We start from the raw sequence: 12,712 nt of genomic DNA, 5'->3' as shown, positions 1-12,712 counted from the left end.
ATGACTAAACGCGCAATCAACGCCTGCTCGTAACACACCAATAAGCCAAGGCCCGGAAACAAAGGGCCTTGGTTACGGTTTTCGAATTTTGGGTGCTTTCGAAGGCCTCCAATAAGCGCCGGTGTTTTCGCGTGCTTGTTGGTATTGCCTAGCACGGTGGTTTGCATCTTCGCCTCCCGCGTCGAAAAGATGCCCCAGGATACAGTCCAAAACAGCCATCGCGCCGGTAAAATTCGAGAAATCATGTAGGGAGCGGACGCTGACGGGAAACGTCACGTCAGGCTCAATTTTTGGCGCAATGACATCGCTGTCGGACACAAGGATGATTTTCATCCCTTTCTGCCTTGCGAACCGCATCGATTGAATTGTTTCGGCTGAATATGGGTGGACTGTAATCGCAATAAGGCAGTCATTGTGGTCTGCGTCCAGCAAATCATCAACAGCCGACCCGACATGCCGGGGTGCAAGTTGAATGCCGGGATGTGCCATTCGTCCGACATAGGAAAAATAGTATGACATCGCATAGCTGGCACGCGTGGCCGTCACAAAACATCTTTTAGACTTGGTGATGAAATCAACGGCCCTGCGTATCTTTTCCGGGTGCATGAGCCTGAGGGAGCGGGTTACGACGTTCTGAGCATTCTGCGCGTATTTTGCTTGTGATTGGCTTAGCTCGTCCCCTGATTGCAGATTTTTCAGCCAATCTTGACCCAATTCATCTTCTCGGTCCGTAACCAGAGCTTGCCGAAAAGGGTCACGAAATGCATCGAAGCCATCAAACCCCATGCGGTGGGCGAGGCGAACCAAAACGTTTGAGCTGACGCCAACATGTGCAGCCGTTACGCGAATGGGGTTCAGGCCAAAGTCGCCAGGATAATCTATGATATACTTTGCGGCGGCTTGAAGACTGGGGGGCATCTGCTCGATGTCCCGGCGTAGCTTATTGGTGAGGTTGTTGAGTGTGTCCTTCATAGCATGAAAAAAACATATGTTTTGCAGTTTGCAAATTGAAAACACAGTGGGCGGCGGTAGATAAAATTGAACCGTGGAAGGCAGTTCTGATGACACCCGAGCAACTACAGCACACTCCGTATGTTCTTGTGGCACCAAATGGCGCGCGCCGCGGGAAAAGCGACCATCAAAATCTGCCCGTTACGACCGAGCAAGTCGTAGCGACGGCGCAGACTTGTTTCGATGCTGGCGCGCAAGGTATTCATCTGCATGTGCGCGATGAAAAAGGGCAGCACAGTTTGGATGCTGGCCGATACATAGAAACGATTGCCGAGTTGCACAGGGCCGTCCCTGATATGGACGTTCAGATTACGACCGAAGCTGCTGACATGTACGATGTTTCCGCTCAGTTAGAATGTCTTGAGCGGGTCTGCCCCAATTGGGTTTCGATCGCGGTCAGAGAAATTGCCAGATCGCCGGAACTGGTCGACAAGGTTTATGCCGTTTGTGCCGAGCAAGGAACGCAGGTGCAACATATTTTGTACGATGCCGATGATGCCGCATTGTTGCGTCATTGGCAGGAACAGGGGCTGGTCAGGTCGGGTCAGACAGACAGGTTGTTGGTTCTTGGTCGATATGTGGAAGGACAGCAATCAAATCCGAAGGATCTGGACCTGTTTCCAACCGCTCAATCGCGATGGATGGTTTGTGCGTTTGGCCGGCAAGAGCATGAATGCCTGTTGGCAGTCGCCAGACGTGGCGGTGATGTGCGCGTCGGTTTTGAAAACAGCATGACTGATCGAGATGACATGCCGTGGAAGGACAATGCGTCCTCGGTAAAGGCACTTGTCGCAGCATTGAAGGAGAATGTTTCATGAGCCACGTCTTTCCACGTCATACAAAATCCAACTTGCCGGTCGCCGTTGCAGGGGACGGGTGTTACGTCATCGACGCCGTAGGAAAGCGCTATCTGGATTGTGGGGATGCTGCGGTGTCTTGTTTGGGTCATTCGGACCAATCGGTTATCGAGGCCGTGCAGGATCAAGTGGGCAAGATCGCCTTTGCGCATACCGGTTTCATGACATCCGAACCAGCCGAAGCCTTGGCGGAGCTGTTGATTGAACATGCGCCGGGCGATCTGGATCGCGTCTATTTTTTGTCCGGTGGGTCCGAGGCGACCGAAGCGGCGATCAAGCTGGCGCGACAGTATTTCCTTGAGATTGGTCAACCCGAACGTCGTCACGTGATTGCGCGCCGTCAAAGCTATCATGGAAATACGTTGGGGGCGTTGTCTGCAGGTGGAAATGCGTGGCGACGTGCGCAGTTCGCGCCGATGTTGATCGAGATGACACATATCGCCCCGTGTTATGAATACGCTGAGAAGCCGGATGGCGAGAGCAGTTACGATTACGGCCAGCGTGTTGCAAACGAACTTGAGTCAGAGATTTTGCGATTGGGGCCTGAAACGGTGATGGCGTTCATGGCCGAGCCGGTTGTCGGCGCGACCTTGGGCGCGGTCCCGGCGGTCGAGGGGTATTTTCGCCGCATCCGAGAGATTTGCGATCAATATGGTGTTCTGCTGATACTGGACGAAGTGATGTGCGGCATGGGGCGAACCGGGCATCTGTTTGCTTGTGACCACGATGGAATCTCTCCGGATATCCTATGTATCGCAAAAGGTTTGGGGGCAGGGTACCAACCTATCGGAGCGATGCTATGCACCAGTAAGTTGTATGGCGCGATTGAGGACGGTTCCGGTTTCTTTCAGCACGGGCACACATATGTCGGCCATCCTGTAGCAACGGCTGCGTCTTTGGCAGTTGTGCAGCAACTGATACAACGCGACCTTCCAGCACGGGCCACCGAGATGGGTGACGTTTTGCAAAATGCGCTGTTGGAAGAGTTTGGCCAGCATCCGAATGTCGGCGATATCCGGGGTCGTGGATTGTTCCGTGGGTTGGAGTTGGTTGCAGATCGTGCGACGAGAACACCGATTGATCCATCGCACGGCACAGCGGCTAAGATAAAAAAAGCCGCGTTTTCTGAAGGACTAATCTGTTATCCCATGTCCGGTACGCGGGATGGCAGGCATGGCGATCATATCCTATTGGCACCGCCCTTCATTATCGGAAACTCGGAAATCGGCGAATTAGTCACAAAGTTGAGTAAAGCGCTATCTGCAGCCGTTTAACGTGTTTGTGAACTGACTAATCCTGTGTATCAATTAAAGTAATTGATTAGTTAATAGTGCACAGGTGACGAATGGTTCGCGATATTTGGCTGAGCTTTAGGGAATTACCCCTTTGGGTTCAGTTTTGGATGGCTTTCATACTTATTCCCGTCAACTTGGCTCCGCTAGCATTTGTCGATCAACCACAAGGTGCATTAATCGCTGCGCTGTCGGTGACCGGTATGGCGTTGAACATTCCCATCATGCGCGCGGCCAGAGGTATGACAAAGGCGATGGCGCTGCCGCATTTGGTCTGTTGGGTTCCAATGCTGGCAATCGTCATAATGCTGTTGATGGATGCTTCCGCATTGTCACCGGGTTATGTGCAGTTTTTGATGCTGCTGTTGGTGGTCGACCTCATTTCTCTTGGTTTCGATGTGAACGACTCGATCGTTTGGCTGCGCGAACGACAGGCGGAACAATAAAGCCCCCTGAAAAGGGGGCAAATGATACGGCGATACGTTATCTCTTAATTTCAGTGTTTCAACTGGGTCTGCGTCCAGAAGGGTTTCCTCGACTCGGGCGTCTTGGTATGCTGTGTAGCGACATCCTTGAGACAGTTTGACTAACGAAATGCTTACTAATACTTATCATTTAGCCAAAGGTTATTTAGGATGTTGCTGTGAAGTGTATTATTCATGTCGGTGTGCACAAAACAGGTTCAACGGCCATTCAAGGTGCCCTTCACGGCTATGAAACCAATGGGTGTGTCTATGCCAAATTGGGTGATCGCATCCGCAATCACAGCCATGCATTTCAAACTCTGTTCTCAACAGACTCAGCTGAAAAATTTTGGAACCGGCTAGGCCATTCTGCGATTAAACAGCGTAGACGATTTGAAGGGCTGTTGGCCGCAGCTTTAGATTGTGAGCAAGAAACAATAATTTTTAGCGGGGAAAATATTTCTGTATTTAGTGGTGGAGCGCTGAATCGTATGCGCAGTGCTCTTGAGAGCAAGTGTACGGAATTTAAGGTGGTGATGTTCGTGCGCGATCCGCTCTCCTGGGCGATGAGTTCGATGCAGGAGAGGTTAAAGCATGGGGGTACTTGTAGATCAGATCCAAGCCTTCAAAAACGATACAATAGTATTAGCCAAGTATTTGCGAAGGAAGAAATCTGCGTTCTCAAGTATGAGGACAAGGCGTTGTTTGACGGAGATGTAGTTCGCTTTTTTTGCAGTGCCGTGGACCTAAAGCCACCACCTGACTACACGCCGAATTTCACGAACGTATCGATGACTTCAGACGCTTACAAAGTCCTCAACATACACAATCGCTCGCTGGGATCTCTGAGAAGCGGAGTCGAGTTTGATGCAGCTCATTGGGACTTTGTAAATCTAGTAAAAACCCTGTTCCAAGACGGCCCCATGTTGAAAAAGAGTGATTTCTTGTCCCACTGCCTTGTGGAAGACTACGAATTTCTCGAAAAACACTTTGGAATTGTGTACGAAAAGCCAAACTCTCCAACTCCGACCACAGAAGATTTCCTTAAGCTGGATGATCGTGCTCTGGAAATAATTAACACGCATTTGCAATCTCAAGGCTCTTCATTCAATTGGAGTTGTGAGCAGGAACTTGCGATTAGGGCGCTGTACCATTACTCCGTAGCGAAGACCCTTTCGCGGGCTCTGGCCGTCGAGCGCGACAAGGCAATAGCCGAACGAGACAAAGCAAGACGATACCCTTGGAAGTATGTTGGCTATGCTGCGAGGCAACGTATTTCTCGAAAGTGAAATTCTATTTTCCAATCCTTCTAACATCGTACTTAAAATTTGGATCGAAATGTACTTTCAAAGATTGGTTGCTGGCAGGAAAGAGAAAGAGAAACGCATAGTCTTAGCTAACTCTCCAACACCTAATTTTTTTGACAAGTCGGCACTATTTACTTCGATTTGACTCTGGGTACGCGCTTCAGCGGGAGACTATTGTGGCGCTCGGCCACAGATTTCTGAGGTGTTGTGTCACAACTTTCCGACTAATTTCATAAAACTAACTATAAAGTCGAAATCTATTGCAGACTTGGGCGAAAAACCCCCTGAAAAGGGGGCTTTGATAACCTAACCTGAGCCAGATTTATTTCTGCGGCAACGGCCCGATCATCATGATCATCTGGCGGCCTTCCATCTTGGGCATGTTCTCGACCTTGCCCAGTTCCTTGATGTCCTCGGCCACACGTTCCAACAGCTCACGCCCCAGATTCTGGTGTGCCATTTCACGACCACGGAAGCGCAGGGTGACTTTGACCTTGTCGCCCTTTTCCAGAAACTTGAAGACGTTCTTCATCTTGACGTCATAGTCATGCGTGTCCGTGTTGGGCCGGAACTTGACCTCTTTCACTTCGATGACTTTTTGTTTCTTGCGGGCTTCGCTTTCGCGTTTCTGCTGTTCGTACTTGAACTTGCCAAAATCCATGATCTTGCAGACCGGCGGGTTCGCGTTGGGCGAAATCTCAACCAGGTCGAGGCCGGCATCGGCGGCAAGTTGCATGGCTTTAGCGGGATGAACCACCCCGACGTTGTCACCATCAGCACCGATCAGGCGAATTTCGGGGGCACGGATCTTTTCATTGACGCGCGGGCCGGTTTCTCGTTGCGGCGGCGCGTTGTGAGGTCTGCGAGCTATGGGTTCATTCCTTTGATGATTGCAGAATTTCGAGCCCGAAATTTAGACTGCCACGCGCCCTGATTCAAGCGCCAACCGCGCTGAAACGATTGAAATTCACATGATTCACGGTAGGTTTATGCGCCGGTCACAGTCTGGACGGTGACCGGCACGGTCTGATCAGCCGACAAAGGCTTTTTCGATCACAAATTCCTTGGGCTCGGAATTTGCACCCTCGCGCAGGCCGAACCCTTCAAGGATCTCCTTGATATCGAGGTTAAAGGCCAGCGAACCACACACCATCGCGCGGTCGGTTTCAGGTTTGATGCCGCCTTCGATGCCAAGGTCCGCGAAAACGGTGCCGTCGTTCAGCAAATTGGTGATGCGGCCCATCTTTGGGCTCTCTTCCCGAGTCGTGGTCGGGTAGTAGCGGATCTTGTCTGCAAAACCTTCGCCGATCAGTTCGGCCAGCATCTCATCCTGACGGATGTCTTCGATCAGTTGACGGCCATATTCCAGTTCGGCCACTTCGCGGCAGGTGTGGGTGATGATGACTTCGTCGTAATCCTCATAGGTCTGCGGCTCGCGCAGCAGCGATGCGAAAGGCGCGAAACCGGTGCCGGTAGCAAAGAACCACAACCGCTTGCCCGGCAGCAGGGCGTCATGGACTAGCGTGCCCACGGGTTTTGGCCGCAGGATGATCTGATCGCCGGGCTTGATATGCTGTAGCTTCGAGGTCAGCGGGCCATCCTGAACCTTGATCGAGTAGAATTCCAGCTCTTCATCCCACGACGGCGAAGCGATAGAATAGGCGCGCAGCAAAGGCTTTCCGTTGTCGCCCAAAAGGCCGATCATCACGAACTCACCCGAGCGGAAACGCAGCGAGGCAGGGCGCGAAACCTTGAAAGAAAACAGGCTGTCGGTCCAGTGCTTGACGTCAGTTACGGTCTGCGCGTCCGGCAGAACGGGGGCCTTCACGGTGGTTGCTTCGGTCACGGGCTTCATCTCTGTCATCGTTTCACTGTCGGTTTGCTAAACCGACATCTCCGTTTAATCTTTGATCCAAGTCAGGAAAAGGGGGCAGTTGCCGCACCGTCCTGTCGACAAGCTGTCGATTAGTTGCGGTTAACCGCGCAGGCGGGCTTGGTAGTTGTTCTCTTCCCAGTTCGCACGCGCTAGCCACTGATCTTCGGGCTGCCGATTTGCAAGGCTGTGATCTATTTCTACTTCGTCGAATCCGCTGCGGCGGGCCATGGCGTATTGATCGGCCAAGACATGCCCTTTTGCGCGTAAGCGGCCTGAATAGCCCTTCAAGCGCAGAATGCGTGCGATCGTAAAGCCACGCCCGTCTGCCGAAGACGGAAAATCCACGCGCACCATCTTGGCGTTGCCCAGGCGTTCAAATAGTTCATCGGGGTCAGTGTCCGAGGCAACGTCCAGCGCAACAACGTCGTTGGCGGTGTCTTCCAGTGTGACAAACCCATCGGTCCAGTCGTCGGGGGCAAAGCCCTCATCGGTAACGATTACGTTCATGATGTCTCTCCGGCGCGCATCATCTTGCCATCGACAAAATGGATGCCGCATTCTTCCTTGTTCTGGTCGCGCCAGCGTCCGGCGCGCGGGTCTTCGCCCTCCTTGACCGGCGAGGTGCAGGGCGCACAGCCGATCGAAGGGTATCCTTTGGCCACCAGCGGATGCCGGGGCAGGTTGTTTTCGTCCATATAGGCGCGCACATCCTCGGGTGCCCAATGCGCCAGCGGGTTGACCTTGATCCGGCCCGTTCCGTCCTCGACCTCAAAGAAGTCAAGCGCAGCGCGGGTGCCGGACTGGAACCGTTTGCGCCCGGTTATCCAACCGCTATAGCCCGTAAGGGCCTTTTGCAGCGGAAAGGTCTTGCGCAAGTTGCAGCACGCGTCCGTATCCCGCAGGCGTAAGGCTCCATAGGGGTCGTCACGTTGTACATCTTCGTCCTCGGCACGGATGACCCGCACGTTTTTCAGGCCCAGACGTTCGCTTACCCCCTGCTGGTATTCCAACGTTTCGGTGAACAGCATCTGCGTGTCCACGAACAGCACCGGGGTCATCTTGTCGACGACCGCCGCCATATGCAGCAACACCACCGACTCGGCCCCGAAACTAGACACCAGGGCAAGGTCCTCAATCTGGTCGATGGCACCGTGCATCACGTCGTGCGCACTGTGGTGCCGGAACCGGGCGTTCAGCGCATCGACTTTTTCGGTCAGTTCGCTGCGGTCCTTGCCCAGTTCCGTCTGGATTAGATCAAGCGGCATTCGCCTGAGCCTCGGGGTACAGAGCAGCCTTGAACGGAGCCATGCCAACACGGCGGTAGGTTTGCAGAAACTCCTCATCGGCGCTGTCGCGCTGTTCCAGATAGGTGTTCACGATCCGCTCGACCGCCGGAACGATCTCATCATAGGCAAAGCCGGGACCGGTGCGGTCGCCGATGGCCGCGGTCTCGGTGCCGTCGCCGCCCAGCGTGATCTGGTAATTCTCGACGCCCGCGCGATCCAGTCCCAGGATGCCGATGTGGCCGACATGGTGATGCCCGCAGGCGTTGATGCACCCCGAGATCTTGATCTTCAGGTTGCCAATGTCATGCTCGAGCTTCAGATCGTCAAAGCGAGTTGCAATTTCCTGCGCAACGGGGATCGAACGCGCCGTGGCCAGCGCACAGTAGTCCATGCCGGGGCAGGCGATGATGTCGCTGATCAGGCCGATATTGGCGGTGGCCAGTTCATGTTCCTTCAACTTGGCGTGGATCGCGGGCAGGTCCGATTTGTGGACATGCGGCAGGATCACGTTCTGCTCGTGGCTGATGCGCAGCTCGTCATAGGCGAATTCTTCGGCCAGATCGGCCATAACACGCATCTGTTCGGTGGTCGCATCGCCCGGCGTTGCGCCGTGTTTCTTGATCGAGATCGTGACAATCGCATGGTCCGCGTTTTTGTGCGGCGCGATGTTGGTGTCGACCCAAGACCGGAAGACCGGATCGTTGGTGTAGGCGCTTTCAAACGATGCAGCCGAGCCTTGGCGGAAATCAGGCGCGGCGAAATGCGTCTTGATCTCATCCAGCAGGGCCATGTCGGCGCCTTTGAACTGCGGGCGGATCTGTAGGAACCGCTCGTTGACCTTGGCGCGGATCGTGTCGATGCCGTTTTCATGCACGGTGATCTTGATGCGCGCTTTGTACTTGTTGTCGCGCCGACCGATCTGGTTCCAGACCGATACGGTGGCTTCCAGATAGGCCAGCAGGTCATCAAAGGCGACGAAGTCCGACAGTTCTTTGCCAATCATCGGCGTGCGGCCCAGACCGCCGCCGACGATGACGCGGGCGCCTAAAACGCCGTCACGCTCAATCAGTTGCAGGCCGATGTCATGTGCTTTGATCACGGCGCGGTCGTTTTCGCTGCCGGTAATGGCGATCTTGAACTTACGTGGCATGAACTGGAATTCCGGGTGATCGGTGGACCACTGGCGCAGCAGTTCGGCATAGGGGCGCGGGTCGGCGACCTCATCCGCGGCGGCACCGGCGAAGTGGTCGGCGGTCACGTTGCGGATCGTGTTGCCCGAGGTCTGGATGGCGTGCATTCCAACTTCGGCCAGCGCGTCGAGCATATCCGGCACGTCTTTTAGCTTGGGCCAGTTGTACTGGATGTTCTGACGCGTGGTGAAATGGCCATAACCCTTGTCCCACTTTTCGGCCAGCAGGGCCAGTTGGCGCATCTGCGCGCTGGAGAGCGTGCCATAAGGGATAGCGACCCGCAGCATATAGGCGTGCAGTTGCAGATATAGGCCGTTCATCAGGCGCAGGGGTTTGAACTCATCCTCGGTCAATGAGCCGTCAATACGGCGCTCGACCTGTGCGCGGAACTGTTTGTTGCGTTCTGCCAAAAATGCTGTGTCGAACTCGGAGTAGCGATACATGATTAGCTGTCCTTGGTTGCAGCCCCGAAACCTGGGGGGCTTATTGGGGAGAGAGAGGGCCTGATCTCAGGTCCGGGGCTGCGGGGAAGTTTCCTGTTTGCCATGGGCATAGTTGGACGGGCCAGTCCGACGGAAGTCTTCCCGAAAATGGGACGGTTCGGGGCCGTTTTCACCAGCCACAGCGTCCGCAAGATACGCGCCGACAATGACATTTGCCTGACGTTCAGCATCCAGCAAGCGGACCTGCGCATGTGCTTCGTCGGTGATCAACTCGGCCTCGGACAGATCACGCGACCAGCGGTCGTCTTCGGTCAGATAGATCACGTCGCCTTCCAGCAAATGATTTGCGGTGACTACTTTTGGAGTAAAAGCGCGGGGCATCAGGCGTGCTCCTTCTTGTATTGGGTCAGGGCATTAACCGCGTTGCGCGGTTCGAGGCCATAAAACATCAGGGTTGGGCCATCCATTTCGGCGGCAATTAGATCGTCAGGCAGTTGATCAAGTGTGGTCGCCAATATGCGCTGATCGGGTCGGGATGCGTTTTCGATCAGCGTTACCGGAGTCGTGCGATCTGCGCCGTGCATGATCAGACGACCTTGAATGAATCGAGCGGACCTTTTGCCCATATAGATCGCAGCGACGGACCCGGATCGGGCAAGCGCGGTCCAATCGTGGTCCGCGAAACCTTTCATGTCGTGGCCCGTCAGGAACCGGACCGAGGAATTGCGCCCCCGTTGGGTTAGGCTTTGACCGATCCCGGCAACAGCGGCAGAGGCCGCAGTAACGCCCGGTACGATGGTCCACGAGATTCCCGCGGCCTGAACTGCTTCGATTTCCTCATCAAGGCGACCAAACACGGTTGGATCGCCGGACTTAAGGCGAACAACGTGCTGACCGTTGACCGCGTGATTGACGAGAAGTGCGTCGATGTCTTCTTGTTTCCAAGAGGGGCCGAACCCGGCCTTGCCTACGTCGACCAAAACAGCGTTTCGACCAGCCAGTGCCAGAACCTCGGCGCTGATCAGGCGGTCATGCAGGACGACATCCGCACGCTCAAAGGCTTTTAGCGCCTTGAGGGTCAGCAACTCGGGATCGCCCGGACCTGCGCCGACAAAGTCGACGTGCCCAATGCCATCATTTGTTTGCGAATGCCGCATGTCCCGTTCCACGGTTGGTTTGACTTGGCTTGCAATATAGGAAATATTCCCGGTAATGCGCCATATGGGCGGGAAAATAAGAACAATCGTTTCAATGGATGGTCCATTTGGAACGAAAGTTTTAAAACGAAGGAAAAATTGGAATGTCGGTGCGGATTGACGATACGGATCGGAAAATTCTGGTAGAGCTTCAGCGCGATGCCAGTCAATCACTGGACGAAATTGCGGCTCGGGTCGGCAGTTCGAAAACCCCGGTCTGGAATCGTATTCGCAAGCTCAAGGGCGCAGGCGTTATTGGTCAGCAAACCGTTTTGTTGGACGCCGAGGCGCTTGGATTCGAAGCGACTTTCTTTGTTCTAATTCGCACGTCCGAGCATGAGGCAGACTGGCAGAGAAAGTTCTTGAAAGCCCTTCGTGATCGTCCCGAAGTTCAGGAGGCTCACAGGCTGGCTGGTGACATCGACTATATCCTGAAAGTCCGGGTCAAAAACGCGCGCGCTTATGACGAATTCTATCAGACACTGATCTCTGAGGTGCGCGTTCATAATGTCACGGCGTTGCTGTCCATGGAGGAAATCAAATCCACGACAATGCTGCCCCTGAGTGCCTTGACCGAAAGCTGAAGCTTTAAACCTCGACCATAAGTTGGCTCAACCCGTGAAAGTGATAACTGTTTGAATAGTCGGGACCCTTGCTAAGGCGCAAATTCGGACACCGTTCGAACAGAACCGACAGCGCGATACGCATTTCGAGCCGTGCAAGCGGTGCGCCAACGCAGAAATGCAACCCCCCTCCGAAGCTGCTGTTCGTTACTATCGGGCGGGTCGGATCGAAGGTGTTGGGGTTTGCCCATACAGTCGGATCACGGTTTGCCGCGCCTAGCAGCAGTGCCACCTGATCGCCTCGCTTGAACCGATGATCGAAAATCTCAATGTCTTCATAGGCATAGCGTGTAAACATATGCAGCGGAGGGTCAAAGCGCAGAATTTCTTCGACCGTCTTGTCGATCGCATCGGGCGAAAACGCGTCTTTGTGAATCCCAAGTTCCAGAACCGTCTTGATCCCATTTCCCAAGGAATGAACCGTTGCTTCGTGCCCGGCGTTCAGCAGCAGGATGCAGGTGGCCACCAACTCATCTTTGCTGAGTTTATCGCCTTGTTCTTCAGCCTCGATCAGGCGGGTGATCAGGTCGTCGCGAGGATCATCGCGGCGCTTTTCGATATATGACGACAGAAATGCCGTGAAGTCCTGGGATGCGGTCGACGCGTTGTCTTCGGTCTCGCGGGTTTTGCTAGCCTGATACATGGCGACCATATCATGCGACCACCTAAGAAGGTCGGGCGACTTTTCTTCGGGAACGCCCAGAAGCCTGCAAATTGTAACGACAGGTACCTTCGTGCAGAAACCGCCCAGTATGTCAAACGGCGTCGCTGGAAACTGGTCGATCAGGGAATGGCTCAGTTCGTGGATGGAATCTTCAAGGTCCGCAATGGCGCGGGACGTAAAGGCGCGCATCACAAGGGCGCGCAGGCGTGTATGACGCGGCGGCTCCGCCTCTAACAAAGAGTGCGCTTCGACGGCGAGCCAAGGCGCAAGGTGGCTGGGGCCGGGGCTTTGCATTTCAACCGGGACTTCGCGGCCAAAACGGCGGTCTTTAAGCAGTGTTTGTACAGCCTTGTGCGAAACGGCTGCGGGCATTTTGTACTCTGACCAATAGAACAGGTCGCTGTGCTCTCTGGCCTGATCATAAAAAGGATAGGGGTTTTGAACGAAATCCGGGTCGACCGGCGATTGTGATAACGTCTTCATGACGGGCACACTTGCCATGC

The 12,712-nt window shown here is 54.3% G+C and carries 14 protein-coding genes; 5 read left to right on the top strand and 9 right to left on the bottom strand.

Features of this window, described 5'->3' with window-relative positions:
- Positions 1-72: 72 nt before the first annotated feature.
- Entirely contained in the window at positions 73-1,068 is a 996-nt protein-coding gene (locus tag RUESEDTHA_RS13350; protein WP_370456793.1) for a MurR/RpiR family transcriptional regulator, read from the bottom strand.
- On the opposite strand from RUESEDTHA_RS13350, the gene RUESEDTHA_RS13345 reads away from it, so the two are divergent.
- The 4 genes from RUESEDTHA_RS13345 to RUESEDTHA_RS13330 all read left to right on the top strand — a co-directional run bounded on the left by RUESEDTHA_RS13345 (position 1,062) and on the right by RUESEDTHA_RS13330 (position 4,913).
- Positions 1,062-1,829: a 3-keto-5-aminohexanoate cleavage protein gene (locus RUESEDTHA_RS13345; protein ID WP_180887299.1), complete on the top strand. Its 768-nt coding sequence runs from the start codon at positions 1,062-1,064 to the stop codon at positions 1,827-1,829. The two genes, RUESEDTHA_RS13350 and RUESEDTHA_RS13345, sit on opposite strands and share 7 nt — an antisense overlap.
- Positions 1,826-3,142, top strand: a complete 1,317-nt coding sequence (locus tag RUESEDTHA_RS13340; protein WP_180887298.1) for an aspartate aminotransferase family protein — start codon at positions 1,826-1,828, stop codon at positions 3,140-3,142. The genes RUESEDTHA_RS13345 and RUESEDTHA_RS13340 overlap by 4 nt, the downstream gene beginning before the upstream one ends.
- A gap of 71 nt (positions 3,143-3,213) precedes the next feature.
- Complete coding sequence (locus RUESEDTHA_RS13335; RefSeq protein WP_180887297.1) at positions 3,214-3,606, top strand: hypothetical protein; 393 nt, start codon at positions 3,214-3,216, stop codon at positions 3,604-3,606.
- Between the two features lie 197 nt (positions 3,607-3,803).
- Positions 3,804-4,913 carry a hypothetical protein gene (locus RUESEDTHA_RS13330; protein ID WP_180887296.1) on the top strand — a complete coding sequence of 370 codons (1,110 nt, stop codon included), beginning with the start codon at positions 3,804-3,806 and terminating at the stop codon, positions 4,911-4,913.
- A 340-nt stretch (positions 4,914-5,253) separates the two neighbouring features.
- Here RUESEDTHA_RS13330 and infC read toward each other — a convergent pair whose 3' ends face one another.
- The 7 genes from infC to cobA all read right to left on the bottom strand — a co-directional run bounded on the left by infC (position 5,254) and on the right by cobA (position 10,883).
- On the bottom strand, positions 5,254-5,802 hold the full coding sequence (infC, locus tag RUESEDTHA_RS13325; protein ID WP_171121702.1) for a translation initiation factor IF-3: 549 nt from the start codon (positions 5,800-5,802) through the stop codon (positions 5,254-5,256).
- Positions 5,803-5,961: 159 nt separating this feature from the next.
- Positions 5,962-6,795 carry a ferredoxin--NADP reductase gene (locus RUESEDTHA_RS13320; protein WP_180887295.1) on the bottom strand — a complete coding sequence of 278 codons (834 nt, stop codon included), beginning with the start codon at positions 6,793-6,795 and terminating at the stop codon, positions 5,962-5,964.
- A 111-nt stretch (positions 6,796-6,906) separates the two neighbouring features.
- Positions 6,907-7,314 carry a DUF934 domain-containing protein gene (locus RUESEDTHA_RS13315; RefSeq protein WP_180887294.1) on the bottom strand — a complete coding sequence of 136 codons (408 nt, stop codon included), beginning with the start codon at positions 7,312-7,314 and terminating at the stop codon, positions 6,907-6,909.
- Entirely contained in the window at positions 7,311-8,072 is a 762-nt protein-coding gene (locus RUESEDTHA_RS13310; protein WP_180887293.1) for a phosphoadenylyl-sulfate reductase, read from the bottom strand. Before RUESEDTHA_RS13310 ends, RUESEDTHA_RS13315 begins: the two co-directional genes overlap by 4 nt.
- Positions 8,062-9,726, bottom strand: coding sequence for a nitrite/sulfite reductase (locus tag RUESEDTHA_RS13305; protein WP_180887292.1), 1,665 nt, complete (start codon positions 9,724-9,726; stop codon positions 8,062-8,064). The genes RUESEDTHA_RS13310 and RUESEDTHA_RS13305 overlap by 11 nt, the downstream gene beginning before the upstream one ends.
- A 66-nt stretch (positions 9,727-9,792) precedes the next feature.
- Positions 9,793-10,107 carry a DUF2849 domain-containing protein gene (locus RUESEDTHA_RS13300; RefSeq protein ID WP_180887291.1) on the bottom strand — a complete coding sequence of 105 codons (315 nt, stop codon included), beginning with the start codon at positions 10,105-10,107 and terminating at the stop codon, positions 9,793-9,795.
- Entirely contained in the window at positions 10,107-10,883 is a 777-nt protein-coding gene (gene cobA / locus RUESEDTHA_RS13295) for a uroporphyrinogen-III C-methyltransferase (RefSeq protein ID WP_180887290.1), read from the bottom strand. The genes RUESEDTHA_RS13300 and cobA overlap by 1 nt, the downstream gene beginning before the upstream one ends.
- A gap of 143 nt (positions 10,884-11,026) precedes the next feature.
- Between cobA and RUESEDTHA_RS13290 the strand changes: the two genes are divergently transcribed.
- Entirely contained in the window at positions 11,027-11,506 is a 480-nt protein-coding gene (locus RUESEDTHA_RS13290; protein WP_180887289.1) for an Lrp/AsnC family transcriptional regulator, read from the top strand.
- Between the two features lie 4 nt (positions 11,507-11,510).
- Here the strand turns inward: RUESEDTHA_RS13290 and RUESEDTHA_RS13285 are convergent, their stop codons facing one another.
- The gene (locus RUESEDTHA_RS13285; protein WP_180887288.1) at positions 11,511-12,692 is read right to left on the bottom strand and encodes a cytochrome P450; all 1,182 of its coding nucleotides are present in this window, start codon (positions 12,690-12,692) and stop codon (positions 11,511-11,513) included.
- Between the last annotated feature and the right edge of the window lie 20 nt (positions 12,693-12,712).

The sequence above is a fragment of the Ruegeria sp. THAF57 genome, from assembly GCF_903914075.1.
GTDB lineage: Bacteria > Pseudomonadota > Alphaproteobacteria > Rhodobacterales > Rhodobacteraceae > Ruegeria.
Note: the sequence above shows the minus strand (reverse complement) of the source record. Positions and strands in the feature narration are given on the sequence as shown.